Annotated in this window: 33 protein-coding genes; 22 read left to right on the top strand and 11 right to left on the bottom strand. The window is 74.2% G+C overall.

Features of this window, described 5'->3' with window-relative positions:
- Positions 1-15: 15 nt before the first annotated feature.
- Positions 16-759, bottom strand: a complete 744-nt coding sequence (locus tag DNK53_RS04015; RefSeq protein ID WP_110180959.1) for a DinB family protein — start codon at positions 757-759, stop codon at positions 16-18.
- Positions 760-792: 33 nt separating this feature from the next.
- Positions 793-1,095: a putative quinol monooxygenase gene (locus tag DNK53_RS04010; RefSeq protein WP_110180958.1), complete on the bottom strand. Its 303-nt coding sequence runs from the start codon at positions 1,093-1,095 to the stop codon at positions 793-795.
- A gap of 61 nt (positions 1,096-1,156) precedes the next feature.
- Here DNK53_RS04010 and DNK53_RS04005 point away from each other — a divergent pair, with 61 nt between their 5' ends.
- From DNK53_RS04005 to DNK53_RS03990, 5 genes are all read left to right on the top strand, one after another.
- Complete coding sequence (locus DNK53_RS04005) at positions 1,157-2,371, top strand: hypothetical protein (protein WP_110180957.1); 1,215 nt, start codon at positions 1,157-1,159, stop codon at positions 2,369-2,371.
- A complete protein-coding gene (locus tag DNK53_RS18475) occupies positions 2,346-2,471 on the top strand; it encodes a hypothetical protein (protein WP_110181399.1) in 126 nt (41 codons plus the stop codon). The genes DNK53_RS04005 and DNK53_RS18475 overlap by 26 nt, the downstream gene beginning before the upstream one ends.
- Positions 2,472-2,606: 135 nt before the next feature.
- A complete protein-coding gene (locus tag DNK53_RS17360) occupies positions 2,607-2,765 on the top strand; it encodes a hypothetical protein (protein ID WP_162599763.1) in 159 nt (52 codons plus the stop codon).
- A 106-nt stretch (positions 2,766-2,871) separates the two neighbouring features.
- Entirely contained in the window at positions 2,872-4,401 is a 1,530-nt protein-coding gene (locus DNK53_RS03995; protein WP_110180956.1) for a S8 family peptidase, read from the top strand.
- 161 nt (positions 4,402-4,562) lie between these two features.
- Complete coding sequence (locus tag DNK53_RS03990; protein WP_110180955.1) at positions 4,563-4,775, top strand: ATP-binding protein; 213 nt, start codon at positions 4,563-4,565, stop codon at positions 4,773-4,775.
- Here DNK53_RS03990 and DNK53_RS03985 read toward each other — a convergent pair.
- Together DNK53_RS03985 and DNK53_RS03980 are read right to left on the bottom strand one after the other, a co-directional pair.
- Complete coding sequence (locus DNK53_RS03985; protein WP_110180954.1) at positions 4,747-5,736, bottom strand: LLM class flavin-dependent oxidoreductase; 990 nt, start codon at positions 5,734-5,736, stop codon at positions 4,747-4,749. The genes DNK53_RS03990 and DNK53_RS03985 overlap by 29 nt on opposite strands.
- Before the next feature lie 55 nt (positions 5,737-5,791).
- The gene (locus tag DNK53_RS03980) at positions 5,792-7,078 is read right to left on the bottom strand and encodes a flagellar hook assembly protein FlgD (RefSeq protein WP_162599762.1); all 1,287 of its coding nucleotides are present in this window, start codon (positions 7,076-7,078) and stop codon (positions 5,792-5,794) included.
- 113 nt (positions 7,079-7,191) lie between these two features.
- Between DNK53_RS03980 and DNK53_RS03975 the strand changes: the two genes are divergently transcribed.
- The 4 genes from DNK53_RS03975 to DNK53_RS03960 all read left to right on the top strand — a co-directional run bounded on the left by DNK53_RS03975 (position 7,192) and on the right by DNK53_RS03960 (position 10,324).
- Entirely contained in the window at positions 7,192-7,785 is a 594-nt protein-coding gene (locus DNK53_RS03975; protein ID WP_110180952.1) for a dihydrofolate reductase family protein, read from the top strand.
- 12 nt (positions 7,786-7,797) lie between these two features.
- A complete protein-coding gene (locus tag DNK53_RS17955; protein ID WP_110180951.1) occupies positions 7,798-9,246 on the top strand; it encodes a GNAT family N-acetyltransferase in 1,449 nt (482 codons plus the stop codon).
- Between the two features lie 5 nt (positions 9,247-9,251).
- Entirely contained in the window at positions 9,252-9,845 is a 594-nt protein-coding gene (locus tag DNK53_RS03965; protein WP_110180950.1) for a class I SAM-dependent methyltransferase, read from the top strand.
- Positions 9,846-9,997: 152 nt separating this feature from the next.
- Entirely contained in the window at positions 9,998-10,324 is a 327-nt protein-coding gene (locus DNK53_RS03960) for a hypothetical protein (protein WP_110180949.1), read from the top strand.
- Here DNK53_RS03960 and DNK53_RS03955 read toward each other — a convergent pair.
- From DNK53_RS03955 to DNK53_RS03945, 3 genes are read right to left on the bottom strand one after another with little or no spacing between them, the layout of a single operon-like run.
- Entirely contained in the window at positions 10,306-10,818 is a 513-nt protein-coding gene (locus tag DNK53_RS03955) for a hypothetical protein (RefSeq protein ID WP_110180948.1), read from the bottom strand. The genes DNK53_RS03960 and DNK53_RS03955 overlap by 19 nt on opposite strands.
- A 20-nt stretch (positions 10,819-10,838) precedes the next feature.
- Positions 10,839-11,288 carry a hypothetical protein gene (locus DNK53_RS03950; protein ID WP_110180947.1) on the bottom strand — a complete coding sequence of 150 codons (450 nt, stop codon included), beginning with the start codon at positions 11,286-11,288 and terminating at the stop codon, positions 10,839-10,841.
- Positions 11,285-11,629 (bottom strand): DUF2200 domain-containing protein, encoded by a 345-nt coding sequence (locus DNK53_RS03945; RefSeq protein WP_110180946.1) that lies wholly within the window; start codon positions 11,627-11,629, stop codon positions 11,285-11,287. Before DNK53_RS03945 ends, DNK53_RS03950 begins: the two co-directional genes overlap by 4 nt.
- An 81-nt stretch (positions 11,630-11,710) precedes the next feature.
- On the opposite strand from DNK53_RS03945, the gene DNK53_RS17950 reads away from it, so the two are divergent.
- Together DNK53_RS17950 and DNK53_RS17945 are read left to right on the top strand one after the other, a co-directional pair.
- Positions 11,711-12,433: a hypothetical protein gene (locus tag DNK53_RS17950; protein ID WP_239456343.1), complete on the top strand. Its 723-nt coding sequence runs from the start codon at positions 11,711-11,713 to the stop codon at positions 12,431-12,433.
- Positions 12,434-12,437: 4 nt separating this feature from the next.
- On the top strand, positions 12,438-12,620 hold the full coding sequence (locus DNK53_RS17945; protein WP_239456380.1) for a mycothiol transferase: 183 nt from the start codon (positions 12,438-12,440) through the stop codon (positions 12,618-12,620).
- Positions 12,621-12,630: 10 nt separating this feature from the next.
- Here DNK53_RS17945 and DNK53_RS03935 read toward each other — a convergent pair whose 3' ends face one another.
- Positions 12,631-13,275 carry a sulfotransferase family protein gene (locus DNK53_RS03935; protein ID WP_110180944.1) on the bottom strand — a complete coding sequence of 215 codons (645 nt, stop codon included), beginning with the start codon at positions 13,273-13,275 and terminating at the stop codon, positions 12,631-12,633.
- A gap of 138 nt (positions 13,276-13,413) precedes the next feature.
- Between DNK53_RS03935 and DNK53_RS03930 the strand changes: the two genes are divergently transcribed.
- The 5 genes from DNK53_RS03930 to DNK53_RS03910 are packed head-to-tail and all read left to right on the top strand — an operon-like array spanning position 13,414 to position 18,190.
- Positions 13,414-14,802: an HNH endonuclease signature motif containing protein gene (locus DNK53_RS03930; protein ID WP_110180943.1), complete on the top strand. Its 1,389-nt coding sequence runs from the start codon at positions 13,414-13,416 to the stop codon at positions 14,800-14,802.
- Between the two features lie 45 nt (positions 14,803-14,847).
- Positions 14,848-15,960: an S-(hydroxymethyl)mycothiol dehydrogenase gene (locus tag DNK53_RS03925; protein WP_110180942.1), complete on the top strand. Its 1,113-nt coding sequence runs from the start codon at positions 14,848-14,850 to the stop codon at positions 15,958-15,960.
- The gene (locus DNK53_RS03920; protein WP_110180941.1) at positions 15,960-16,616 is read left to right on the top strand and encodes an MBL fold metallo-hydrolase; all 657 of its coding nucleotides are present in this window, start codon (positions 15,960-15,962) and stop codon (positions 16,614-16,616) included. The genes DNK53_RS03925 and DNK53_RS03920 overlap by 1 nt, the downstream gene beginning before the upstream one ends.
- 33 nt (positions 16,617-16,649) lie before the next feature.
- On the top strand, positions 16,650-17,153 hold the full coding sequence (locus DNK53_RS03915; RefSeq protein WP_110180940.1) for an SRPBCC family protein: 504 nt from the start codon (positions 16,650-16,652) through the stop codon (positions 17,151-17,153).
- Positions 17,150-18,190, top strand: coding sequence for an ankyrin repeat domain-containing protein (locus DNK53_RS03910; protein WP_110180939.1), 1,041 nt, complete (start codon positions 17,150-17,152; stop codon positions 18,188-18,190). Before DNK53_RS03915 ends, DNK53_RS03910 begins: the two co-directional genes overlap by 4 nt.
- 22 nt (positions 18,191-18,212) lie before the next feature.
- Here the strand turns inward: DNK53_RS03910 and DNK53_RS03905 are convergent, their stop codons facing one another.
- Positions 18,213-18,965, bottom strand: a complete 753-nt coding sequence (locus DNK53_RS03905) for a hypothetical protein (RefSeq protein WP_162599761.1) — start codon at positions 18,963-18,965, stop codon at positions 18,213-18,215.
- Between the two features lie 112 nt (positions 18,966-19,077).
- Here DNK53_RS03905 and DNK53_RS03900 point away from each other — a divergent pair, with 112 nt between their 5' ends.
- On the top strand, positions 19,078-20,628 hold the full coding sequence (locus DNK53_RS03900) for an SDR family NAD(P)-dependent oxidoreductase (RefSeq protein ID WP_239456342.1): 1,551 nt from the start codon (positions 19,078-19,080) through the stop codon (positions 20,626-20,628).
- Here DNK53_RS03900 and DNK53_RS03895 read toward each other — a convergent pair.
- Positions 20,607-21,203, bottom strand: coding sequence for a hypothetical protein (locus DNK53_RS03895; RefSeq protein WP_110180937.1), 597 nt, complete (start codon positions 21,201-21,203; stop codon positions 20,607-20,609). The two genes, DNK53_RS03900 and DNK53_RS03895, sit on opposite strands and share 22 nt — an antisense overlap.
- A gap of 40 nt (positions 21,204-21,243) precedes the next feature.
- Positions 21,244-21,651, bottom strand: a complete 408-nt coding sequence (locus DNK53_RS03890) for a hypothetical protein (RefSeq protein WP_162599760.1) — start codon at positions 21,649-21,651, stop codon at positions 21,244-21,246.
- Between the two features lie 62 nt (positions 21,652-21,713).
- Between DNK53_RS03890 and larB the strand changes: the two genes are divergently transcribed.
- Genes larB through DNK53_RS03865 form a run of 5 tightly spaced genes read left to right on the top strand, consistent with a single transcriptional unit; the run spans position 21,714 to position 26,430 of the window.
- Positions 21,714-22,463 carry a nickel pincer cofactor biosynthesis protein LarB gene (gene larB, locus DNK53_RS03885; RefSeq protein WP_110180935.1) on the top strand — a complete coding sequence of 250 codons (750 nt, stop codon included), beginning with the start codon at positions 21,714-21,716 and terminating at the stop codon, positions 22,461-22,463.
- Complete coding sequence (gene larC, locus DNK53_RS03880; protein WP_110180934.1) at positions 22,460-23,704, top strand: nickel pincer cofactor biosynthesis protein LarC; 1,245 nt, start codon at positions 22,460-22,462, stop codon at positions 23,702-23,704. Before larB ends, larC begins: the two co-directional genes overlap by 4 nt.
- A gap of 12 nt (positions 23,705-23,716) precedes the next feature.
- Positions 23,717-24,328, top strand: a complete 612-nt coding sequence (locus tag DNK53_RS03875) for a TMEM165/GDT1 family protein (protein ID WP_110180933.1) — start codon at positions 23,717-23,719, stop codon at positions 24,326-24,328.
- 24 nt (positions 24,329-24,352) lie between these two features.
- On the top strand, positions 24,353-25,099 hold the full coding sequence (locus DNK53_RS03870) for a GNAT family N-acetyltransferase (RefSeq protein ID WP_110180932.1): 747 nt from the start codon (positions 24,353-24,355) through the stop codon (positions 25,097-25,099).
- Between the two features lie 47 nt (positions 25,100-25,146).
- The gene (locus DNK53_RS03865) at positions 25,147-26,430 is read left to right on the top strand and encodes an arginine deiminase (RefSeq protein WP_110180931.1); all 1,284 of its coding nucleotides are present in this window, start codon (positions 25,147-25,149) and stop codon (positions 26,428-26,430) included.
- Positions 26,431-26,551 lie beyond the last annotated feature (121 nt).

The raw sequence follows: 26,551 nt of genomic DNA, 5'->3' as shown, positions 1-26,551 counted from the left end.
TCTGCGCGAGCCGTGCTACTCGCCCGACGCAAGCTTCGCGAGGTCGCGCCGCACGTAGCGCAGGTGCGCCCACTCCTCCTCGAGGATGACCCGGACGCAGTCGCCCACGGTCGGGCGCCAGTCCTCGTCGTCGGTCCACGGGTCTCGGCGCTTTTCGTCGAGCTGCTCGGGCGTGACGGTGGCCAGGAAGTCGGTGACCATCCGCTGCCGCTCCGCGCGGCCCTCGAGCACCTCGCCGTACGACGGGGGGTCACTGCGGAAGATCGACACGTCGAAGCCCATCTGCTCGGCACCGGTGAAGATCTGGCCGATCTCGTGGAACGGCTGGTCGAGGCCGAGGATCGCACCGCGCAGCCAGGCGTCGGTGGCCAGGACCAGGTGCCGCAGGGTCTGCACCAGCGACCACTCGCCGTCCACCTGCACGTCGCGCTGCTCCTCCGGCGTCCCGGCGACGGTCTCCGCCCAGGCGGCCTGGACGGCGACCCACCCGTCCCGCAGGCCCTCGGGTGTCTGCGAGCGCATCAGCTCCCGCCTGGGGAAGCGGCGGTCGAGCTCCGCTTCGACGAGGGGCACCACGTCGACCCCGTTGACGATCAGCGTGCCGAACGCCAGGTCGTGACTGTCGATGTCGAGCCCACCGACGTCCACGGCGCGCATCGTCACGCCGCCGACGTCGCAGTAGCGCAGCGTCGCGCCCTGGAAGCTTGCCCGCACGAAGGTCGCGCCCTCGAACTCGTCCGTCCCCGAGAACCTCGTCATCGCCTCATCTTGGAGGCACCGGGGCGGTCGTGGCTAGGCCACCGGGTCGGGCACCAGGCGGAGCACCTCGACCGGGCCGGCTCGGAAGGCGCCGTGGGCGGCGTCGGCCTCGACCATGTGGGGCGCGACGTCGTGCGCCGCCAGGGCCTTCTCCGAAGCCCAGCGCTCGACCAGCACGAAGCGGTCCGGGTCGTCGACGACGGCGTGCAGGTCGTACTGGAGGCAGCCCTCCTCCGCACGCACCACCGGCGCGAGGCGCTCGAACGCGGCGACCTGCTCCCCACCCTTCCCCGGCTGGGTGCTGATCAGGATCACGAGGCTCACGGACGGCGGCATGGCCGGGACCCTACCGGCGCTAGGCTCCGGGCCTCGCTGCCGACCAGTCCACGGGGGACCGATGCGCCGTACCACCGCCTGCTCGACCGTGCTCCTGCTCGGGACCGCCCTGCTGACGACGGCCGGGTCCGCCACCGGCTCGACCGGCGAGACCTGCCGCGGCCTTCCGGTCACGATCCACTCCTCCGCCCGGAACGTGCAGGGCACCGAGGGGGACGACGTCGTGCTCGTCGAGTACTCCGGCGACGACGGCAACGTGCGGACCTACGGCGGGGACGACGTCGTCTGTCTGCGCGGCGACGACCCCGGCTACAGCCTGCCCGACTCCATCGCGCGCTTCATCGACGTGGGCGACGGGGACGACGTGGTGGACGGCTCCCAGGCGCCGACCCTGAACCTCAGCGTCACCCTGGGGGCGGGTTCTGACACGTTCGTGGGCGGGCCCGTCTGGAACGAGGTGGTGGCCGGTTCCTGGGGGGAGGACCACGCCGACACGGAAGTCGACGTCCTGGTCGGCGGTGCGCGCCGCGACTGGTTCACCAGCGGCACCCACGGGGAGGCCAACGGCGACCGGGTCGTCCTCGGTGCCGGGGACGACCGGGTCAACCTCGCCGGCTACTGGGCCGACGGCGGCCTTCTCCGCGGCGCCGGGGGCGAGGACACGCTCTCCCTGGAGCCGACGAGCGACTCGCTGGTCCTGGACGCGAAGGCCGGCACCTACTCCGAGGACGGCCGCACGGCCGCGGTCCTGGAGGGCTTCGAGCGCTTCGTCGTCGACGCGAGAGACCACCCTGGCACCCTGGCGTTCCGCGGCTCGGCCGCCGACGAGTCCCTCTACGGCGTGGGTCTCACGGTCACGGCCCGGATGGGTGACGGTGATGACTGGGCATCGCTCTTCTGGGTCGGCGACGGGTCCGTCGTGGACGGCGGTCGCGGCCGGGACGGCTACTACACGGAGCTCTACGGCCCGGACCGGGTCGCCCTCGACCTGCGGTCCGGCGACCTCCGCGTGAGCGGCGGGGAGACGCCGTACCGGCGCGCGGGTGACCGGCTTCGAGGACGCCACGGTGGATGCGGCGCAGGTCCGGCTCGCGGGGACCGACGGTCCGAACCGCCTCTCCGTCACCTCCTGCGGGTACGGCGCGAGGGTGTGGGGCCGCGGGGGCGACGACCGGCTCGGTGTCGCGAAGGACCCCGAGTTCTACGGCACCGCCTGCCCGGCGACCTTCTCCGGCGGGCCGGGGGACGACGTGCTCAGGGGCGGCAGCGAGCGTGACCGGCTCGTCGGCGGGCCGGGCAAGGACGTCGCCCGGGGTCACCAGGGTCGGGACCACTGCTCTGCCGAGATCCGCAAGGGCTGCGAGCGCGGTCGCTGAACCGACGTCGAGGCCGGTTGTCCGCCACCCCGGCCCCTGGCACGGTGGAGGCATGGACGAGCAGCAGCGGAAGCCTGCCGAGGAGGGGGGGACCCCCTCGAGGAGGACGAGGACGACGACGAGATCGGCCAGCGGATGGGCCTCGGCATCTGCTTCGGGCTGCTCTTCGGCGTCGTGCTCTCGGTCCTGATGGACAGCTGGGCGATGATCGGCGTCGGGGTCGCGATGGGGCCCGCCTTCGCGCTCGTCCCCTTCGGCCAGGACGACGAGGACGACGAGGACGACAAGACCTGACCCGGGAACCGCCACCCTCCTTCCCACAGTGTCGGCGGTCACATGCAGGATGAGGTCAGGTGTCCGAACCAGGACACCTGTCACATCTCTCGGGAAGGAACCCTCCATGGCCCATCGGCCCATCCGGCGCTGGCCGGCCCTCGCCACCGCGACGTCCGGAGTCATCGCCGCCGCCCTCGTCTCCGTCACCGGCGCGAGCGCAACACCCACCGCCACCACCGAGCCGGTCTCCACGCCGGTCCCGATCACCACCCCCGACGGCGTGGTCTTCAGCTACGTGCTCAACGCCCGCCAGGCCACCCCCGGCCACACCAAGCAGCTCGAGCGCGCGGTCGCGAAGGCCGGCGGCGTCGTCGTCCAGGCCTGGCCGCAGATCGGCGTCGTCGTCGCCCACGCCGACACCGCGTCGTTCCGCGACGACGTCCGCAAGGCCGCCGGCCACACCCTGGAGTCGGTCGGCGCCTCCCGCACCGTCGCCGTCAGCGAGGGCACGCCCGAGGGCGTCGGCGCCTCGTGGGGCCCCGGCGCGTCCGGCCACCAGAAGGGCGCGAAGAAGCCCGCCAACGGCGACGTCGGCTCCGAGGGCACCATCGCCACTGCGCCCGACCCGCGTGAGGGCGAGCAGTGGGACCTGGCCATGATCAAGGCCGACCAGGCGCACCAGATCACCGAGGGCAGCCGCAACGTCCTCGTCGGCGTGCTCGACAGCGGCATCGACCCCGACCACCCCGACCTCGTCGCCAACCTCGACACCTCCGAGTCTGTCAACTGCGCCGACGCCGGCCGCCCCGACCAGTCGGGCCTCGGCTGGGCGCCGACGACGAGCGACCACGGCACCCACGTCGCCGGCACGATCGCCGCGGCCCGCAACGGCGTCGGCATCGTCGGCGTCGCGCCGAACGTGCGGATGGCGTCGGTGAAGGTCGTCAACGACGACGGCTACATCTACCCCGAGTACGCCGTCTGCGGCTTCGTGTGGGCCGGCCAGCGCAAGATGGACGTGACCAACAACAGCTACTACGTCGACCCGTTCCAGTTCTGGTGCGGCGACCAGCCCGACCAGTACGCCGCCAAGGAGGCGGTGCGTCGCGCCGTCGAGTGGTCGACCGAGCGGGGCGTCGTGCACGCGGCGGCCGCCGGCAACGCGTCGTACGACCTGGCCAACAAGACCACCGACACGGTCAGCCCCAACGACAACGGCGGGATGGCCCGGACCATCAACAACGAGTGCCAGGACATCCCGGCCGAGCTCGACGGGGTCGTCACGGTCTCCTCGATGCAGCGCTTCCCGGCCGGGACGACGGAGAGCCGCCTCTCCGGCTTCTCCAACCGCGGCCTCGGCGTCATCGACGTCGCCGCCCCCGGCTCGGCCATCCTGTCGACGATCGTCCGCGACAACGGCTACGGCCTGAAGAACGGCACCTCGATGGCGTCCCCGCACGTCGCCGGCGTGCTGGCGCTGATGAAGTCGGCCCACCCCGAATGGACCCCCGCGCAGATGATCGAGAAGCTGCGCGAGCAGGCCGACGACAAGCCGTGCGGCACCACCACCGCCGGCGCCCCGTGCGTCGGCACGGACGCCGACAACAGCTACTTCGGCGAGGGCGTGGTCGACGCCCTCGACGCGGTGAGCTGACCTGCACCACCCGTGCGCCGACCGGCGCCGGCCCCACGAGGGTCCGGCGCCGGTCGTGCGGGACGACGCGCCGGGTACCGCAGCAGCAGCGCGATGACGGCGGCGGCCACGTCGACCGCACCTCCTCGGCCGCGTCGTCGGAGGAGATCGTCGAGATCGTCGTGCGGGAGGCGGCGGCCCTCATGCACGCCGAGCGCGCCCCGACGGAGCTCATGGGCGGGACCATCTCGGTCAGCGGCGCCCTGGGCGCCGGCAGCACCTTCACCCTGCGCCTGCCGCTGGCCGCGGTCCCGCCGGCGGCCGAGGTCCAGCTGGCGGCCGTCGAGCCCGCCGCGGACCGCACCCTCAGCCAGCCAGCTCGGCGACCTGGCTGAGCAGCTCGAAGGAGTGCAGGGTGGCCTCGGTGTCGCGTGCCATCGAGGCGACGATCAGCTCGTCGGCGTCGGCGTGGACGGCGAACTTCTCCAGGTAGTCGCGCACCTGGGCCGGGTCGCCCGCGGCGGTGTAGTGGCTCATCTGCTTGATCTGCTGCCCCGACGGCGAGTCGAGGATCGCGTCGGCCTCGACGTCGGTGAAGGTCCGGCCCCGGCCGACCAGCGCGGTGACCCGCATCCGCTGCGCCTCGCGCACCATCACCTGCGCCTCCTCGCTGGAGTCGGCGGCCACGACGTTGACGCCGGCGATGACATAGGGCTCGGCCAGCTGCTCCGACGGCTGGAAGCCGCGCCGGTAGGTGGCCACCGCCTGGGTGAGCGCCTGGGGCGCGAAGTGGGAGGCGAAGGCGTAGGGCAGGCCTAGCGCCGCGGCCAGCTGGGCGCCGAAGAGCGAGGAGCCGAGGATGAAGAGCGGCACGTGCGTCCCCGCCCCCGGGACGGCCTGGACGCCCGGGATGGTGGAGCGGCCGGCGAGGTAGCCCTGCAGCTCCTGCACGTCGGTGGGGAAGGTGTCGGCCGACCGCGGGTCGCGGCGCAGCGCCCGCATGGTGTTCTGGTCGGAGCCGGGCGCCCGGCCCAGACCGAGGTCGATCCGGTCGGGGTGCAGCGTGGCCAGCGTGCCGAACTGCTCCGCGACGACGAGCGGGCTGTGGTTGGGCAGCATCACCCCGCCGGCGCCCAGCCGGATCGAGGAGGTGTGCGCCGCGACGTGGGCGATCAGCACCGACGTCGCCGAGGAGGCGATGGTCGGCATGTTGTGGTGCTCGGCGTACCAGACCCGGCGGTAGCCGGTCCGCTCGGCGAGCCGGGCGATCTCGACGCTCGCCGCGAAGCTGTCCGCGGCGGTGGCGCCGGGCGGGACGTGGGCGAGGTCGAGGACCGAGATCGGCAGGGGGCTCATGCCGTGCCCAACCGCCCCGCGGCCGGCCGCTATTCCGAGGGTGCGGCGTACGACGTCAGGGTTGGTCGGCGACCGCGAGGTAGCGCAGGTCGAGCGTGAAGGTCGCGACGTCGAAGGCGTCGTCGTCGGTGGTCCAGAACTCCCACCAGGCGCCCGGGGGCAGGCGGCGGGAACGGCTGTCCCATCCCTGGCCGTCGCCGAAGACGTGGTCCTCGTCCCACGGGGTCTGCGCGGTGCTGCTGGAGGAGACCACGACACCGTCGTCGCGGAACGCCTCGGTGCTGAGGTGTCCCTCGTCGGTCTCGCCGACGACGGTCGGCTCGCCGGCGAAGGCGACCCGCACGGCGTGGAGCCCGCGCACGGCCTCGGGGACGGGCACCCAGTAGCTGGACTCGGCGCGGCCCGAGATCGCGGGGTCCGGGTTGGCCCGGTGGGTCAGGCCGCCGGGGAACCGGGCGCTGGGGGTCACCTCGCCCTGCGCCACGTACGCCCAGCACTCGGGCCACGTGGACGCGAAGCACGGGTGGACCTGCACGTCCTGCGGGAGCAGCGTCCGGGTCTCCTCCCGCCACTCCAGGAGGTCCTGGGAGACCCACAGTCGCAGCGGCTCGCTCGCGCCCCGGTTGCCGAGCCGGTCCTTGCCGGAGAGCGTGGCGGTGTAGCGACCGGGGGGCAGGGGGCGGCCGCGGCCGTCCCGGCCCTCCCACACGAGCTCGCCGCCCCACTTGTCCTGCAGGCGGACCTTCCGTCGCAGCACGACCCGGCCGTCGGCGTCCCGGAAGGTGACGACGACGCGGCGCACCCCGTCGCTCCACCCGCCGACCTCGAGCGGCACGCCGTCCCTGACCTCGACCGACCGCGGGTAGACCTTGGGCACCGCGCTGCGCCGGGCGCCGTACCGGTGCTGGACGTGGAGGCTCGCGTCGAACTCCAGGTCCGCCTCCGCGAAGGCGTCGTCGGAGCCCAGCGGCGTCACGACGTGGACCCGGTAGTAGGCCGCCGGCACGAGCCTCCCGCCGACGCGGCCGTTCCACGTCCACGCGTGGCGGCCCGCCCGTTGCCGCCCGAGCCCGACCTCGAAGGGGGCGATCCCCGTCTTCTCCTCGGGCTCGACGCGAATGCGCACCGTGGTCGCCACGGGGAGCTCGTAGCGGACGGTCAGGCGGTCGCGGACGCCGTTGCCGTCGGGCGAGAACTCCGGGTACGGCGTGAGGACCCGCGGCGCGTCACGAGGGGCGGCTGCCGCCGTGTGGGAGGTCGCCGAGGCGACCTGCCCCCCGAGCAGCGTCGTCAGCAGCGCCGCGCACGACGCCATCGCCAGTCCCGTCCCCCGTGTCCGCATGCTCGAAAGGCTAGGGGTCGCGGGACGTCGGGCCGGGTCGCGTCCGGGAACGGCGTCCGGCTCCCGCCTTTCGGGGATGCGCGGCGCCCCGGCGGCTCCCTAGGGTCGACGCCATGGGACGCGTCACCGCCGACATCGCGGTCTCCCTCGACCTGGTGGCCACCGGCCACGACCAGTCGGAGGAGCACCCGTTCGGACCGCACGTCGGCCACCGGCTGCACACCTGGATGTTCGACCACGCCGACGACAGCCCCGACGAGATCGCCGCCATCCTCGGGGCGCGGGCCTACGTGATGGGGCGCAACATGTTCGACCCGCACCGGGGGGACTGGGTCTCCGAGTGGCAGGGCTGGTGGGGTCCCGAGCCGCCGTACCACGCGCCCGTCTTCGTGCTCTGCTCCCGGCCCCGGGAGCCGCTGGAGATGCAGGGCGGGACGACGTTCCACTTCGTCACCGAGGGCCCGGAGCAGGCGCTCGCACTGGCCCGCGAGGCGGCGGGCGACGGCGACGTCTCGATCGCCGGCGGCCCCACCACCCTCGACGCCTACCTGGCCGCGGGGGCGGTGGACGAGCTGAGGCTGCACGTCGTGCCGTTCACCGTCGGCGAGGGGCTGCGCGTCTTCGACCGCGTCCCCGACCTCGCGATGGTTCCCGTCGCGGCCCGTACCACCCCGCACGTCACGCACCTCACCTACCGGCGAGCCTGACAGGCTGTCCTCATGCGGCTCCTGGTGCTGGGTGGGACGAGGTTCGTCGGGCGGGCGCTCGTGGCCGAGGCGGTACGCCGCGGGGACGACGTCACGGTCGTCCACCGGGGGACGACGGGGTCGGCTCCCCCGGGCGTGCGGACGCTGCTCGCCGACCGGCGCGCACCGGGGTCGCTCGCCGAGGCGCTCGCCTCTGCCCCGGGCGGAGGCGAGTGGGACGCCGTCGTCGACACCTGGTCGGCGGAGCCGGTGGCGGTGCGTGACGCCGTACGGCTGCTGCGCGACCGGACCGGACACTACGGCTACGTCTCCAGCCGCTCGGTCTACCGCTGGCCCCCGCAGCCCGGCGCCGACGAGGACGCCCCGGTGGTCGACGGCGACGCGGGCGGCACCGACGCCGCCGACTACGCCGCGGCCAAGCGCGGCGGCGAGCTCGCCGTCCTGGAGGGGTTCGCCGACCGCTCGCTCCTGGCCCGAGCCGGGCTGATCCTCGGACCCCACGAGGACGTCGGACGGCTGCCGTGGTGGCTGCACCGGACCAGCCGCGGCGGCGTCGTGCCCGCGCCCGGCCCGCCCGACCTCCCCCTGCAGTACGTCGACGCGCGCGACCTCGCCGCCTGGCTGCTGGACGCCGCCGAGCGGGCCGTGACGGGCACCTTCAACGCCGTGGGCCCGCGCGGGCACGCCACCATGTCGAGCCTCCTCGGGGCCTGCCGTGCCGCGGTCGCCCAGGACGGACCGGCGGCCGAGCTCGTCTGGCTGACTCCGCGGGAGGTCGCCGCGGCCGGGGCGACGGGCTGGAACGACCTGCCGATCTGGACGCCCCCGGACAGCGACCTCGCCGGGCTGCACCACGGCGACGTCTCGGCCGCGCAGGAGGCGGGGCTGCGCTGCCGACCGGTCGAGGAGACCGTCGCCGACACGTGGGAGTGGCTGCGTGCCGAGGGGATGCCCGCGCCCCGCACCGACCGCCCGCCGCTCGGCCCCGCCCCCGCGGTGGACCGGGCGCTCGCGGAGCTCGCCGCCGGGGCGGCGTCGCGGGTGACGCTGCGGCCGGCGGTCGTGGACGACGTCCCCGAGGTGATGGCCTTCTGGGGTCGGGCGGCCGAGGACGCCCACCGCCCCGCCGACTCCACGGCGGCCGTGGAGCGGCTGCTCGCCCGCGACTCCGAGGCGCTCGTGCTGGCCGAGGCCGACGGGCGGATCGTCGGCACGGTCGTCGTCGGGTGGGACGGCTGGCGTTGCCACCTCTACCGGCTCGCCGTCGACCCCGAGCGACGCCGCCAGGGCATCGGCGCCCGGCTGATCGCGCACGCCGAGGAGCGGTTCCGCTCCCTCGGCGGGACCCGGTCCGACGCGATGGTCCTCGACGACAACGACCTCGCCCACGCCGCCTGGCGGGCGGCCGGCTACGCGCCCCAGTCCGAGTGGTCGCGCTGGGTCAAGCCGCTGGGAGGGTGAGCCGGATGGCCAAGGACACCGCCCACTGGATCGCCTACAACGACGGGCAGGGCGAGCGCGAGCCCCGGCCGCTGTGCCGCGACGTCGTCGCCCTGGCCGGGCCCGGCGACGGGCGGACTGCGCTCGACCTCGGCGCGGGTGCGGGGATCGAGACCCGCGCGCTCCTCGCCGACGGGTGGCGGGTGCACGCCTTCGACACCGACCCCCACCTCGGCGAGCGGCTGGCGCGGCTGGTCGGCGACGACGCCGCCGTGACGGCGTACGTCGGTCCCGTCGAGGAAGCCGACCTGCCCGACGCCGACCTCGTGCACGCGAGCTACACGCTGCCCTACGTGGCGCCCGGGCGCTTCGAGGAGTTCTGGCAGCGGCTGCGCGGCGCCGTGCGGCCGGGCGGCTGGCTCGCGGTCGACCTCTTCGGCGACCAGGACTCGTGGGCCCGGGACGACGGGATCACGTCGTTCACGCGCGCGCAGGCGGAGGTGCTCCTCGACGGCCTCGACGTCGCCCGGTTCGACGAGGAGGACGAGGACGGGCCGGCCTCGAGCGGGCCGAAGCACTGGCACGTCTTCCACGTCATCGCCCGGCGGCCAGTCCGGTGACGGCGGCGGAGCAGGAGTCGGTCGTGCGCGGACACGAGCCCCGGCCCTGCGGGCGTCGCAAGATCCGACGCCGAGAGGTCGCGCTGGACCTTCGAGCGCAGGGGGCAGGGGGGCATGATGGTCGCGCTCGACCGCAAGAGTCTCCGGCGTGAGTGGTACCGGGACGAGGGAGAACTGCGTTTCCCCGACCGCTCCTGGCGTCGTACGTCCCGGACGCGTTCGGTGTCCAGCTCCTCACCTCAGCACATCTGGAGCGCGCCCACGACCTCTCCCGGTGGCGCGTCGAGCAGGTCGCTGCGGAGCGCTACCTGGTGAGCGCCGCCGATCTTGAGCCGTGGGTGACCCGGCAGCCTCGCGAGCCGCACCGGCCGCACGACGTGGCGCCACGACCCTTCGACGTGCAGGAGCAGGCCCGAGCCGACTTCGGCGCGATGATCCTGACGCCGGAGACGATCAACGCTCACGACCCCTGGCGCTGAACGAGCGCAGCCGAGCCAATCCCTCCGGTCCCGGCGGCCAGCCCCGCTCCCGTCCACGCCTCGTCGCGGGTGACGTCGGCCAGGACCTCCAGCCACGCCGGCACGTCGGACGACGGGTGCTCGCCGTCGTCGATCTCGGCGACGAGCGAGCCGTCCGCGTGCTCGTCGACGACCACCCGGACGCCGTCGCGTTCAACCACGTGCCGCGTCTTCGTCAGCAGGTCGGCGGGCAGCGTGAGCAGCAGCTGCCACTCGGCGTCGTCGAGGTAGAGGTTGGTGCACGCGACTTCCGCCGGGCCCTCCCCGAGCCGGACCTTCTGGGTCAGCTTCCGGACGACCGTCCCGTCGCCCCGCCACACCTCGCGCAGGCGCAGGCGCGTGCCGGTCACGTAGTGGTCCTCGACCTCCCAGCTGTCGACGACCCCCTCGGGGAGTCTGGCTAGCAGGTAGCGGCGCTCGCGCTCCACGACGGCGTACTTCAGCGGGAGGTCCACCCGTCGAGGCTAGCGAGGGCTCAGCCGACGGTCACCTGTGGCCAGTCACGGCGGAGCACGGCGAGCTGGTCGACGGTGAGGTACGACGGGTTGCTGCCGGCCGGCATCCGGAGCACCTCGGCGTGGGCGAGGACCGGGTGCGCGAGCAGGGCGGCGCGGGGCACGGGCTCGGCGAGCGGCTCGAGGGTCAGCGGCATGACGAGCCGGCCGTCGTCGTCCTCGTGGACCAGGCCGCGGGTGCGGCCCTGGGCGTGGATCCCTGCGGGGTGGGTGCTGTCGGCGCCGCTCACCCACAGCAGCACCGGCTGGCCGGGCGCGACGAGCGCGGCGCGGTAGCTCCGCCGTACGCACCGGGTCGTCTCCCCGGCGTCCCCCGCCAGCAGCGCACCGACGTCGGTCGCGCGGGGGTCGGCCTTGAGCAGCCAGGCGCCCAGGGTCGCGGCCGTGACCGCGTGGGCGGCCGCGGTCACCCCCGGAGCACCTTCTCCATCGCCTTGCCCCTGGCGAGCTCGTCGACCAGCTTGTCGAGCCACCGGACCCGCTGCATGAACGGGTCCTCGATCTCCTCCACGCGGTGGCCGCAGATCACGCCCCTGATCTCGGAGGCGTGTGGGTTGAGGGTCGCCTGCTCGAAGAACTCGGGGAGCGTCGTCTCGGCGTCCAGGTGCTCCTGGAGCGCCTGCTCGTCGTAGCCGGTGAGCCACTCGATCACCTGGTGCAGCTCCGCCCTGGTGCGGCCCTTCTTCTCCACCTTCGTCACGTAGTGCGGGTAGATCGACGCGAAGGGCGTCTTCAGCAGGCGGTCGCTCATGCTTCGAGGGTAGGCCCGGCCACCGACACCCGTTGTGCGCTTCCACCTCCGCGACCGCCGGCGCGCTGCCACGATGGCGCCATGCCGCGGACCGCTCGACTCGTCCTCCTCTGGGGGCCTGACGCCCAGCAGACCACGACCCTCACCCGGAGCGCCGACGCCCTCCTCGCAGAGGTCGAGGGCCCGCACGTCCTCGTGCAGCACTTCCACGCCGGCGCCCTCGAGGACAACCCCCATCCGTTCGCGAGCCGCTTCTTCGGCGCCGTGGTCTGGACGCTCCTCGAGCAGGGCACCGTGCTGCTCTCCGACAGCGTCTTCGAGGACGAGGACCGCCGTGCGCTCGTCGAGCGGTGCTTCACGCGGACCCTCCCGGGCCTCGTGGTCGAGCACGTGCGCCTCGAGTCGGCCGAGTCGGTGCTGCGGCGCGAGCACCCCGGCCTCGTGCTGGACGACGACGTCTACGGCGAGGGGGAGCACGCCTCCCACGAGTCGGTCGTGGTCACCTCGGAGGCGCCGCAGGAGACCCTGGTCGCAGCCCTGGGCGCCGCGGCCGCGCGGATGACGTGCGTCGGGGAGGACGGTCGTGAGTACGCCGACGTCGAGGAGGCCGCCACCAAGGGCGTCTACACGCCCAACTACGTCTCCGACGTCGAGGTCGACGAACGCGGCCGCGTCGGCTTCTACCTCGACTGCAAGGGCGCGATCGAGCCCCCGATGGCCGCCCGACTCCGGCAGGTCCTGCTCGAGGAGCTGGTGCGGCACGGCGTCACGCGGGCGCACGTGCGCGTCCCGGCCGACGCCTGACCGCCTGGGGCCTGGACGCCACCCGGCGGGCCGGGCCCACGACCTCGACGACCGCGCCCGCCCGCTCGACTGGGACGAGGACGTCGACCTGCGCTGGCTGCTGCTGCGGATCATCGGCGAGTACGCACAGCACTGCGGGCACGCCGACCTGCTGCGGGAGGGGATCGACGGGCGCGTCGGGTCGTGAGGCGCCCGGCTCAGGTGCCGGTGCGGCGGCGCTCCTCGGCGCGTCGCAGGTAGTCGACGGTCGAGTTCTCGTGTGGGAACGGCTCGTCGGGCACCGGTACGCCGAGGGCACGGCAGAGCGGCTCCCACCCGTCGCCGGGGTGCCACTCGACCAGGCGCTCGGCCGGGATCGTGGCGCGGACGGCAGCGTCGTGCCGCTCGTAGGCCGCGAGCAGGGCGGTCGGGTCGTCGAGGTCCGCGAGGTCGTCGACGATGCCGTGGAAGATCGCGCCGAAGAGCGCGGTGACGGGGTCGGCGGGGTCGCCGTGCGCCAGGACCTCGCGGGTGCGGGTGAGGACCGTCGGCTCCATGCTGCGGAGCCACACCTCGGCGCTCTCGCGCCGCGACAGCAGCACGGGAGCGTCGGGATAGGCCGCCGCGAGCTGGCGCCAGCAGGTCGAGAACGGCGCGTCGACGCCCGCGGCGTATCCGGTCAGGAGCTCGTCCCAGTCGGGCGGGTCCCCGTGGATCGCCGCAACCCAGGTGGGCGCGTGCTCGGGGCGTCGCAGGGCGGTGCTCATGTGGTAGGTCGGCGCGCCGAGCAGCCGGGTCAGCGCCTCGCGGAGGGACGTCGTGCCGGTGCGCGGGAGGCCGGCACCGACCAGGCGGATCGTCATGCGGGGCAGCCTAGGGACGTGGCCCGACGCGCGCTCGTCCCACCGCCTGTCGGACTTTTTTCGAACAATTGTCCAGAGTCCGAGATCTGGGGCCGTCTTGGGTCAGGACTGTCGGCGGGGCCCGGTTGAGTAGGGGGCATGTCCAGCAGCCAGTCCGCCGTCACTGACACCCCCGGGGCGCCGCGCGTTGCTGGCTCGTCGGTGCCCTCGCGGGTGGGGGTGCTGGTCGAGGCCGGGCGGGACGCGGTGCGGTCCGCAGGGGCGATCGAGCTCGCCGGGGTGCCGACCGGCGAGCTGGGGTCGGTGCTGCAGGCGGTCGCGGAGCTGGAGTCGGCGGCGGCGGCGTTGCGGTTGGCGCTGTCGGCGGAGGCCGAGGCGCGACGGGTCGCTGAGGACCCCGATCACGGGGGTGCGGCCACCGGGACCGATGCCTGGTTGGCCGGGCTGCTCGGGTCGACCCGGGAGTCCCAGGCCGCCGGGCTGCGGCTGGCCGGGCTCCTCAAGACCAAGTACGCCGCGGTGCGCCAGGCCTACGCCGCCGGCCGGTTGCGTGCCGACCAGGTCCGGGTCATCGTCAACGCCGCCGAGCAGGCCCCCGACCGGGCCACCCCCGACCAGCTGCGCGCCGCCGAGGAGCTGATGGTCGCCAAGGCCACCGGCCAGGCCACCCGGTCGGGGCGGCCGATGAACGCCAAACGGCTGCGCCAGGCCGCCCGCCGCATGTTCGACCCGATCGACCACGACCTCGCCGACGACCACGAGCACAAGATGCTCACCCGGGAGAAGCACGGCGCCGACCAGGAGACCTTCCTGGCCCTGCACGACAACGGCGACGGCACCTGGACCGGCAGGTTCCGCATCCCCGAGCTCCACGGCAACCTGCTCGCAGGCGTCCTGGGCCACCTGACCTCACCGCGCCGACTCGGGATCAAGCGCGCCGCCGACGGCACCCGCCTGCAGCACCCCGACGGCACCGACCAGACCACCGTCGACGAGTCCGCCCCCACCTCCCAGTCCTACCTCATCACCCACGGCCAGGCCCTGTGCGAGCTGATCGAGCACCTCCCCGCCACCGGCCTGGCCCCCTCCCAGGCCACGATCTTGGTCACCATGTCCCTGGGCCACCTCATGAGCGGCCTCGGGACCGCCAAGCTCGACACCGGGATCACCATCACCACCGGCGAGGCCCGCCGCCTGGCCTGCAACGCCGGGATCGTCCCCGCCGTCCTGGGCACACGCTCCGAACCCCTCGACCTCGGCCGACTCGCGCGGCTGCACACCATGGCCCAACGAAGAGCCCTCGCCCTCCTGTACGACACCTGCGCCATCGAAGGCTGCGAGAGACCGTTCGCCTGGACCGAGATCCACCACCCACACCCCTGGGGCGAAGGCGGCCACACCAGCCTCGACAACGCCCTCCCCCTCTGCGGCCACCACCACCGCAAGGCCCACGACCCCGGATGGCAGCTCCGCCACGACCTCGACGGCCACCACCGCCTTCACCGACGGCGACGTCGCCACCGGTGACAGGGCAGACTGACCGACAGGCAACCGAAGAAGGAGGCAGCACCCATGCAGCAGGTCAAGGCCGTGGTCGCACGAGCCAAGGGAGCACCCGTCGAGGTGACCACCATCAACGTCCCCGACCCGGGTCCGGGCGAGGCGGTGGTGAAGATCCAGGCCTGCGGGGTGTGCCACACCGACCTGCACTACCGCGAGGGCGGGATCAACGACGAGTTCCCCTTCCTGCTCGGCCACGAGGCGTCGGGGATCGTCGAGTCCGTGGGCGAGGGCGTCACCGACGTCGCGCCCGGTGACTTCGTCGTCCTCAACTGGCGGGCCGTCTGCGGCGAGTGCCGTGCCTGCAAGCGCGGCGACCTGCAGTACTGCTTCAACACCCACAACGCCAAGCAGAAGATGACCCTGGCCGAGGGCACCGACGCCGGCACGGAGCTCTCCCCGGCGCTCGGCATCGGCGCCTTCGCCGAGAAGACGCTGGTCGCCGCCGGCCAGTGCACCAAGGTCGACCCCGACGCCCGTCCCGCGGCCGTCGGCCTGCTCGGCTGCGGCGTGATGGCAGGCGTCGGTGCCGCCATCAACACCGGCGCCCTCACCCGCGGCAGGTCCGCCGCGGTCATCGGCTGCGGTGGCGTCGGCGTCGCTGCGGTGGCCGGCGCGGCGCTGGCGGGCGCCAGCCCGATCATCGCGGTCGACATCGACGCCAAGAAGCTCGAGGCCGCGAAGAAGCTCGGCGCCACGCACGTCGTCGACTCCTCGCAGGTCGACCCGGTGGAGGAGATCAAGCGGATCTGCGCCGAGACCTACGAGGGCGCCGACGGCGCCGACGTGGTGATCGAGGCGGTCGGTCGCCCGGAGACGTGGAAGCAGGCCTTCTACGCCCGCGACCTGGCCGGCACCGTCGTCCTGGTCGGCGTCCCGACCCCGGAGATGAAGGTCCCCGAGATCCCGCTCGGCGACGTCTTCGGCCGTGGCGGGGCGCTCAAGTCGTCCTGGTACGGCGACTGCCTGCCGAGCCGCGACTTCCCGATGCTGGTCGACCTGTACCGCCAGGGCCGGTTCGACCTCGACGCGTTCGTCACCGAGGAGATCGGGATCGACGGCGTGGAGGCTGCCTTCGACCGGATGCACTCCGGCGACGTGCTGCGCTCGGTGGTGGTGCTCTGATGGCCGCCCAGACCAACGCCCGCGTCGACCACGCCGTCTCCTCGGGCACCTTCTCGCTCGACGGGGAGACTCATCACGTCGACAACAACATCTGGGTGGTCGGCGACGACTCCGAGTGCGTGGTGATCGACGCCCCCCACTCGGTCGACGACATCCTCGCCGTCGTGGGCGACCGCACGGTGAAGGCGATCATCTGCACCCACGCCCACGACGACCACGTCCGGGTCGCCCCGGCGCTGCGCGAGGCGGTCAACGGCGGGTCGGGCGCGCCGATCCTGCTGCACCCCGACGACCGGCCGCTGTGGGAGCTCACCCACGGCGGGCCCGACGACGAGGACGGGCGTCTCTGGGACGCCGACCTCGCCGACGGCCAGACCCTCGAGGTCGCCGGCACCACGCTCACGGTGCTGCACACCCCGGGCCACGCGCCCGGCGCCGTCTGCCTGTACGCCGAGGAGCTCGGCTGCCTCTTCACGGGCGACACCCTCTTCCAGGGCGGGCCCGGGGCGACGGGCCGCTCGTTCAGCGACCGGCCGACCCTCGAGGCGTCGATCCGGGCCAGGCTCTTCGGCCTGCCCGACGAGACCGTGGTCCACACCGGCCACGGCGACGACACGACGATCGGGGCCGAGCGCGAGCTGCTCGGCGACGGCTGAGGCCGGGGCGCCGGGGTACGAGGGGGACGGACGATGCCGCAGGTGACCGCCGAGGTCTGGGTGCCCGTGCCGCCGGAGACGGCGTTCGCGGTCTCCCAGACCACGGGCGAGCTCCGGCTGCGCTGGGACCCGTTCATCCGGGAGCAGCACCTCATCGAGGCCACGGAGCCCGCCAAGGGGGTGCGCACCCACACCCGCGCACGGGTGGGGCCGCGGATGGTCTCGGAGTACGTCTCCTACCGCCCGCCCACCTCTGTCGGGATGACGATGGTGAGCGGGCCGTGGTTCTTCGCCGCGTTCGGCGGCGGCTGGCGCTTCGTCTGGGAGGCCGGCGAGGGACCGGACGGGAAGACGGTCGAGGGCACCAAGGCCGTCTGGAAGTACACCTACTCCGTCAAGCCGGCGTGGCTGCGCCGCGTCGCCGAGCCGATCGGCCAGTGGCTGCTCGGCCGCGAGATCCGGGCGCGGATCGACGCCTGGGCGCGGGCCTGCGAGGACCCGGTCGTCCTGGCAGCGGTGCAGGACGGTCCCGGGTGATCGGACCCGGTCTCGTCTCGGACAAGCGCGGCCGGGCCATGAGCCGGGCCGCCCGTCACGGCAGCGTCGAGGAGTTCCTCGCCTGCTACCAGCCGAGGGCCGCCCGGAAGTGGACGGACGACCACGGCAACACCCTCCTGCACGACGCCCTGTGCCACCCCGACCCGGTCTCACGCGTCCGGATCGCCGGGCGGCTCCTGGCCGACGGTGCCGATGCGTCGGCGTTGAGCAGCGGCGGCTACACCACCGCACACCTGCTCGTCCCCCGCGTCGCCCCCGCTCACTCCCCGGGGCACGCCGCCGAGGAGGCGGCGCTGCTCGCGACGCTCTGCGAGGGCGGCTGCGACGTCAACCACGCCCACCCGCGGGAGGGGACGCCGCTGGAGGCGCTGGCGGCGAGGTTCAAGCACTCCGACGAGGCGCTGGCGCCGTACTACGCCGTGCTGCTGGCGCGACCCGACCTCGACCTTCTCGCCCCCTCCCGCCACGACCGCTCCCCGTGGGAGTCGATCCGGCGGTGGCGGCCCCGGCGCGACCACCTGGTCGGGCTGCTGGAGGAGCGGCTCCGCCGCGAGGGCAGGCTGCCGGAGGAGAGCCTCGTCTCCCTCGCGCGGTGGGCGGGCGCCGACCGCGTCCTCGCGGCGTACCGACCCGACGACGTGGCCTCCGTCGACCCCGGGACGGGCTGGTCGCTGCTGCACGCCGTCCTCGACAACCCCGACGTGGAGGCGCGCCTCACCGTCGCGCACCGACTGCTCGACGACGGGGCCGACGCGACCGCGACGACCCCCGAGGGCCTCACCCCCGCGCACGTCCTGCTGCGCGGTCACGGCGAGCGCGACGCCGTCCGCGAGGCCGGCCTCCTCCAGCGGCTCCTCGACCTCGGCGCCGACCCGAACGCCGTCGCGCGCAAGGTCGGGACGCCGCTCAACTCCCTCGCGGCCGAGAGCAACCTGGACGAGGAGAGCCGCATGCCGCTGTACGACGTCCTGCGCGCGCGGCTCGAGGAGCGGTTCCCGCCCGGCGCCCGGCCCTGACCCGCGCTGGCCGCGGGATGCGTCACTCCGTCGGGGTCAACACCCCGCGGGCCTCGAAGAAGAGGCGCGTCGTCTCGTCCTGCACGAGCTCGGGCCGGGCCCGGACCCACCCGTCGAGCGACACGGCCGCCTGCTCCACGTCGGTCATCGTGGCGTCGAAAGCGGCACGAGCCGCCTCGCCGTCCTGATTCGGCCCCTCGACGAGGATCCGCGTCAAGGGGATCTTCCCGCCCACCCGACCGGCGTGCAGCGTCGCCGTCGTGGCTCGCACGGCCGTCGCGGACGCCTGACGGATGCGATGCGTCCGCCCCAGCACCCGGACGGTCGCCTCGTGCGGGTCGATCGACTGCCGGAGCCACCACGAGACCCACGCGGCACCGAGCAGCACGAGGCCGACGAGGCAGAGGAGCACCGCCACCGCGGCCCGGCCGGCCCCGTCGAGGGGCGGGTCGGCGCCGACGGCCAGGGTCAGCGCGTTCGCCAGCACGACAGCGCCGATGACACCGGCGAGCAGTCCGGCCATCCGCAGCCACCAGACCGGCCGTGCCACCGCGGTGCCGTGATGATCCGTGCGGGGTGTCGCGCGCGGGCGCCACACCAGCCACAGCACGACGACCCCCACGGTCACCATCGCCGCCCCGGTGAGGGGTTCCCGGAGACCGTCATGGTCCGCGTCGGTGAGCAGGAGCGTCAGCGAGAAGGCGTGCAGCAGCGTCCACACCGCCACCACCACCGTGAGGACGCGGGAGGGCCGTCGCCGCGACTGACCAGGCATGCTCCGGGAGCCTAGCCATCGGTCGTCGGGCCCCCGCGTACGCCGCGGGAGTGCGACCTCACGTCGTCGCGAGTTCGAGGGACGGCGTCGCCGGGTGGGAGAATCCCGCCCTGTGACGACGTACGACGTGGAGCCGACCGCGGGTGGCACCGACCCCCGACGGGGCACCAGCCCCGACGAGCCCGGCATCGACCCCGAGAAGATGGCCATCGCGCTCGAGGTGCTGCGCCAGCTCCCCGACCTCCACCCCGACCACCCGGACATCCGCACGGTCAAGCGCGAGGCGTCGTACATGTACAAGCTGATCAAGAAGGCCCGCCGCGCCGAGATCCGGCAGGAGCGGCAGCGCCACGACCAGGACATCATCGAGAAGACGGCGACCGGGTCGCCGATGCGGATCGACGACGAGACCGCCGGCATCCCGCTGGTCTCGCACGCGCCGGGCGCTTTCGCGGGCGAGCTGATCACAGCGCGCGGCTGCTACATCTGCAAGGAAGACTTCACCCTCGTCGACGCGTTCTACCACTGGCTCTGCCCGCGGTGCGCGGCGATGTCGCACGCCAAGCGCGACCAGCGCACCGACCTCACCGGCAAGCGGGCGCTGCTCACCGGCGGCCGGGCCAAGATCGGCATGTACATCGCGCTCCGCCTGCTGCGCGACGGCGCGCACACCACGATCACCACCCGCTTCCCCAAGGACGCGGTCCGACGCTTCTCGGCGATGGAGGACTCCGGCGACTGGCTGCACCGGCTCAAGGTCGTCGGGATCGACCTGCGCGACCCTGCCCAGGTGATCAGCCTCGCCGACGACGTCGCCGCCGCCGGACCGCTCGACATCCTCATCAACAACGCCTGCCAGACGGTCCGGCGCTCCCCGGGCGCCTACTCCCGCCTCGTCGAGATGGAGGACGCCCCGCTCCCGGGCGACCGCGAGCTGCCCGAGATGGTCACCTTCGACGGCATCTCGAACGCCCACCCGGCGGCCATCGCCGGCGCGCTGACCACCACCGCAGTGGCCCACCACGAGGGCGAGCCGGCCGCGCTGGCGGAGGCCGCCCACACCGCCGCCTCGATCACGGCGCTGGCGCTCAAGGCCGGCTCCGCCTCGCTGGCGGCCCACCTCGACGGCAGCGCGGTGGACGCCGGCGGCCTGCTGCCCGACACCGCGACCACCAACTCCTGGACCCAGCACGTCGACGAGGTCGACCCGCTGGAGCTCCTCGAGGTGCAGCTGTGCAACTCGATCGCGCCGTTCCTGCTGGTCTCGCGGCTGCGGCCCGCCATGCGGGCCGCGGTCGCGGCCGGCGCGCGCCGGGCCTACGTCGTCAACGTCTCGGCGATGGAGGGGCAGTTCTCCCGCCGCTACAAGGGGCCGGGCCACCCGCACACCAACATGGCCAAGGCGGCGCTCAACATGATGACCCGCACCAGCGCGGGCGAGATGTTCGAGACCGACAAGATCCTCATGACCGCCGTCGACACCGGCTGGATCACCGACGAACGGCCCCACCAGGAGAAGCTGCGGATCGCCGCGGAGGGCTGGCACGCGCCGCTCGACCTCGTCGACGGCGCCGCCCGCGTCTACGACCCGATCGTGCTCGGCGAGCGGGGCGAGGACCTCTACGGCTGCTTCGTGAAGGACTACCGGCCCTCGCCCTGGTGAGCCTCGGCCGCCGCGGCCAGCAGCAGGCGGCGGGCCTCCCGCGGGTCGTCGGCGTGGAAGACCACCCGGGTCAGCGCCGGGGCGGCCACCCGCGGGTCGAGGCTCCGGTACGCCGTGGGCTCGAGCTCGACGACCACCCCGGCCTGGTTGGCCACCGCCATCTCGAGCTCGTCGTCGAAGAGCTGCGCCGACCGGGTGGTCCGCGGCTGGGCGTGCGTGGTGCTCACCGACCGGACGGCGCCGACGGGCAGCTCGACCTCCTGGAAGACCCCGAACCGCAGCCGCAACCGGGTGGCCGAGACGGTGTGCGGCAGGACGACCAGCGACGCGACGAAGGCCGCGAGCCACAGCACGCCGACGAGCCCGAGCACCAGCGCCAGCCCCTGCACCGCGTCGGGCAGCAGGACGTGCAGCAGCACGGCGACGATCCCGTCGACCACGGTCAGCACGACCAGCATCGGCACCAGCGGGCCCGAGTAGCCGATCGCCCGCTCGTCGGGCGCCACGTCGCGGCGGCCGGTCAGCAGCAGAGCGAGCGCCCGGAGCAGCGCCACCTCGCGTCGCACGAACCGCATCCCGCCCCCCGGTGGGTCGACTCCCCTTCCCGGGTCGAGCCTAGGAGAGCGGCGGGCCCTCGGGGCGGTCGGGTCCGTCGCCGGGCTGGGCCTGACCGGGCTGGGCCTGACCGGTTTGGGCCTGACCGGGGCCGTCCTCCTCGGTCGACTCCTCGATCTCGGCGACGGGGTGCATGGGCCGCTTGGCGGCGAGCTTGTCGAGCCCGGAGAGCAGTCCGGTGCGCACCTTGTCGACCTTGTCGGCGTACTGCCCCTTGGTCTTGGTGTTGACGGCCTCGCTGGCGTGGGCGATCCAGCCCTCGACCTCGCCGCGGCGCTCGTGGGCGAGCGCGCCGGCCTTCTCGACGGTCTCGTTGACGGTCTTGTCGGCCCCGTCGGCGAGCTCCTTGAGCCGGCGCTCGACCTCGAGCTCGTCGATCTTCTTCTTCATGTCGTCGGCAAAGGACACGGCGGGCTCCTGACGGTCGTGACGCTGCGGGTGCTGTCTGTCCTCCAGAGTAGGTTGCCGGTGTGAAGGACGCCTCCCCCGAGCAGCGCACCGCCGAGCAGCGCACCGCCGACCTGGGCTTCGCGCGTGTCGACCTCGACCGCGCCCGCCGCACCGGCGACCCCGAGGTGGTCTACGGCGCCGGCAAGACCGCGCCCGAGGTCGCCGACATCCTCACCACCCTGCACGCGGCGCACCCCGACCGGGCGGTGCTGGCGACCCGGCTCTCCGACGAGGCCCAGGTCGCCTGCCGCGCGGTCGGCGCCGACGTCGACCCGGTCGCGCGGACTGCGGTGCTGGGCCCGCTGCCCGCGCCGCGCGGGCGAGTCGTGGTGGTCGCGGCCGGCACCTCCGACGCCCCGGTCGCCGGCGAGGCCGAGGTGACCGCGCGGGTGCACGGCGCCGGGGTCGAGCGGATCACCGACGTCGGGGTGGCCGGGCTGCACCGGCTGCTCGCCGTCCGCGACCGGCTCGAGGCGGCCCACTGCCTCGTCGTGGTCGCCGGGATGGAGGGCGCCCTGCCGTCGGTGGTGGGCGGCCTGGTCGGCGTCCCGCAGGTGGCGGTGCCGACCAGCGTGGGGTACGGCGCCTCGCTGGGCGGGGTGGCGGCCCTGCTGGCGATGCTCAACTCCTGCGCGCCGGGGGTCACCGTGGTCAACATCGACAACGGGTACGGCGCCGGGGTCGCCGCCGCGCGGATCGCGCGGCAGTCGTGCGGCCACGCCGCCGACGACCTCCCGCGGGCCGAGGTCGACGGGGGGCGCCGGCCGTGAGCGGCACCGCCTGGGTGGACGCCTCCCTGTCGGGCGCGAGCGGCGACATGCTGCTCGGAGCCCTGGTCGGCGCCGGGGTGCCGGTGGAGGTACTGGCCGGCGCGGTGACCGCGGCCTCGCCGGAGCCGGTCGCGCTGCGCACCGAGACCGTGCGTCGCGGCGAGCTCGCCGCCACCCGCTGCCACGTCGAGGTCGCCGACTCCGTGCACCACCGCACGTGGCGCGACGTCCGGTCCCTGCTGGGCGAAGCCGCGTTGCCCGGGCCGGTCCGCGAGCTGGCGCTGCGGGTCTTCGAACGGCTCGCGGTCGCGGAGGCGACCGTGCACGGGGTCGACCCGGCGGACGTCGCCTTCCACGAGGTCGGGGCGCTGGACGCCATCGCCGACGTGGTCGGGGTGAGTGCCGGCTTCGCGTGGCTGCGCGAGCAGCGCGGGGTGACGCGCGTGGTGGTGAGCCGCGTCGCCGTCGGCTCCGGCACGGTCCGGAGCGCGCACGGCGTGCTGCCGGTGCCGCCGCCCGCGGTCGCCGAGCTGCTCCGAGGCGTCCCGTCGTGGGCGGGACCCGAGACCGCTCCCGCGGCCGAGCTCTGCACCCCGACCGGGGCCGCGCTGCTGACCACCCTCGCCGACGTCTGGGGCCCGCAGCCCCCGATGACGACCGACGCGATCGGGGTGGGCGCCGGTGGACGGGACCACGGCGGCCCCGGGGGGCACGGGGGGCACAGCAACGTCGTCCGCCTCCTCCTCGGCGCCCCCGAGGAGGAGGCCGCGACCGGGGGCGCGCGGGTGGACCGGCCGCCGCTGCTGGTCGAGACCAACGTCGACGACATGGACCCGCGCCTGTGGCCGCGGGTGATCGCCGCGCTGCTGGCGGAAGGCGCCAGCGACGCCTGGCTCACCCCGATCCTCATGAAGAAGGGGCGTCCCGCCCACACGCTCTCGGTGCTGGTCGCCGCCGACCGGGCAGCGCGGGTGCGGGCCGCGATCTTCCGGCACACCACCACGATCGGGGTGCGCGAGGTGCCGCTCGGGAAGCACGCGCTGGAGCGTGAGATGGTGAGCGTCGAGGTCGACGGGCAGCGGATCGCGGTCAAGCTCGCCCGCCACGACGGGGTGCTGGTCAACGCTCAGCCCGAGTTCGACGACGTGGTCCGCGCCGCCGAGGCCTTGGGCCGCCCGGTCAGCGAGGTGCTGGCCGACGCCGCGGCCGCGAGCAGGACCTTCATCCCGCACCACCCCTGAGGAGCACCCCCCGTGGACCTGGCCGTCGTCGCGCTCACCTTCGGCGCGCTCTTCCTGGTCGAGCTGCCCGACAAGACCTTCATCGCCACCCTCGTGCTGAGCACCCGGTTCCGGCCGTTCCTGGTCTGGGTCGGCGTCGGCCTCGCCTTCGCCGTGCAGACCGGGATCGCGGTCGCCCTCGGCAAGGCGGCGGCGTTCCTGCCCACCGACGTGGTGCGGGCCGCGGCGACGGTCCTCTTCCTGGTCGGCGCCTTCCTGCTCCTCCGCGAGGCGCGCGGCGCCGACGCCGAGGAGGACGAGACCGAGGCGGAGTTCGCCGAGAAGGCGGCCGCCCGCGGCGAGGTGCACGGCCTCAAGGTCGTCCTCACCTCCTTCCTGGTCCTCTTCGCCGCCGAGTGGGGCGACCTCTCCCAGCTGCTCACGCTCTCGCTGGTCGCCAAGTACGACGACCCGGTCTCGGTCTTCCTCGGTGCCTGGGGCGCGCTGCTCACCGTCTCGGGCCTGGCCGTGATCGTGGGGCGGGTGCTGCTGGCCAAGGTGAGCCTCTCGGTGCTGCACTACGCCGGCGCGACCGTCTGCCTGGTGCTGGCCGGGCTGTCGGCCTACGAGCTGCTGGCCGGCTGAGCCCGGCTCGGGCAGGCTGGGCCCATGCCCCCGCCCCCGCCCCCCTCGGCGGCCCCGCCCGGCGAGCCCGACGTCTTCCTGCCGCAGGCGCGCGAAGGGGTGCGCCGCCTCGAGGCCGACCGCGCCGACCCGGTCGGCCGCGGGTTGCTCGGCGAGGCCCACGACCGGCTGTCCGCTCCGCCCGAGTGGCTGCTGGAGGCTCGTCGTCGGCTGCTGCTCCCCCGCCTCCCGGAGCTGCCGCTGCGCACCCAGCGGCTGCTGCTGCGCCGGATCCGTCCCGACGACGCCCCGGCACTCGCCGCCTACTACGGCCGACCCGACGTGGCGGCGTACCTGCCCTTCGGGCCGCTGACCCTCGAGGAGACCGCCGCCAAGCTCGCGCGGCGGCTGCCCCAGGAGGAGGAGCCCGAGCCGCCGCTGCTCGGCCTCGCCGTCGAGCACGAGGGGCGGCTCGTCGGCGACCTGCTGCTGATGTTCCGGCCGCCGGAGTGGAGCGTGGTCGAGATCGGCTGGGCGATGCACCCCGACGTCGCCGGACGGGGGTTCGCCACCGAGGCCGCCCGGGCCGCGCTCGACCTCGCCTTCGGCCACTACGGCTTCCACCGGGTCGACGCCCAGCTCGACCCGCGCAACACCGCCTCGGCGCGGCTCTGCGAGCGGCTCGGGATGCGGCTGGAGAGCCACACCCGCCGCGACTACTGGTGCAAGGGCGAGTGGGCCGACTCGCTGCGCTACGCCGTGCTGGCCGAGGAGCACGTCGCCCGCGGGTGAGGCGCCGAACGCCGCACGGCTCGCGACCCCGCAACTAGAGTGCCGTCATGGTCGCCACCGGTCCCTCGCCCGATCGTCCCCACGGCGCCGACAGCGAGGTCGGCACCCTGCGCACGGTGATGCTGCACCGGCCCGGACCGGAGCTGAAGCGGCTCACCCCCCGCAACAACGACAAGCTGCTCTTCGACGGGATCCCGTGGGTGAGCCGGGCCCAGGAGGAGCACGACGCCTTCGCGCAGGCGCTGCGCGACCGCGACGTCGAGGTGCTCTACCTGACCGAGCTGCTCACCGAGACGCTCGCGCTCGAGGAGGCCCGGGAGCGGGCCATCGAGGGCGTCACCAACACCCTCCACCTCGGCGACACGCTGGCCGACTACCTGCGCACCGCCCTGCACGACCACTCCCCCGCAGAGCTCGCGCTCTTCCTCACCGCGGGGGTGCGCAACGACGAGGTCCGCGGCGGCTTCGGCCTGGTCACCTCGCTGATGGCCAGCGACGACTTCCTCATCGACCCGCTGCCCAACCTGCTCTTCACCCGCGACTCGTCGGTCTGGATCCGCGACCGGGTCGCGGTCACCTCGCTGGCGATGCCGGCGCGGCGCCGCGAGACCCAGCTGACCGAGCTGATCTATACCCTGCACCCGCGGTTCGCGGGGACCGGCACGATCCACGGCTGGCAGCACGAGTACGTCGAGGGCGGCGACGTGCTGCTCATGTCGCCGGGGGTCGTCGCGGTGGGGGTGGGCGAGCGGACGACGCCGGCGGGGGTCGAGCGGTTCGCCCGGCACCTCTTCGCCGACGGCCTGGCCCACACCGTGCTGGCGGTGCCGATCACCCAGGAGCGGGCGACGATGCACCTCGACACCGTCTGCACGATGGTCGACGTCGACAAGATCGTCATGTACCCCAACGTCGCCGACTCGCTGCAGGCCTACGCCGTCACCGCGGGCGAGGGCTTCCACGCGCCCCGCGGCAACGGCGACGGCGACGAGCGCGGCGACCGGGCCCCGGGCGAACTCCTGGTCGCCGGAGCCGAGCCGTTCCTGGTCGCGGCCGCCAAGGCGATGGAGATCGACACGCTGCACCAGATCGACACCGGCCTCGACCCCGTCACCGCCGAGCGCGAGCAGTGGGACGACGGCAACAACACCCTCGCCCTCGCGCCGCGGGTCGCGGTGGCCTACGAGCGCAACGACGAGACCAACGACCGGCTCGAGGCGGCCGGCATCGAGGTGGTCCGGATCGCCGGCTCCGAGCTGGGCTCGGGCCGCGGCGGACCGCGCTGCATGAGCTGCCCGATCTCCCGGGCGCCCCTCCCCCTCGGGGGTTGAGGAGGGCGGCCACGCCGCTCCCTCGGGGGTTCAGGAGGGCGGCCACGCCGCTCCCTGGGGGGTTGAGGAGGGCGGCCACGCCGTCCCTCGGGGGTTGAGGAGGGCGGCCACGCCCGTCTCG

The organism is Nocardioides solisilvae (assembly GCF_003194625.1).
GTDB classification, from domain to species: Bacteria; Actinomycetota; Actinomycetes; order Propionibacteriales; family Nocardioidaceae; genus Nocardioides; species Nocardioides solisilvae.
The sequence above is the reverse complement of the archived record's forward strand: the minus strand, read 5'-3'. Positions and strand labels throughout refer to the sequence as shown.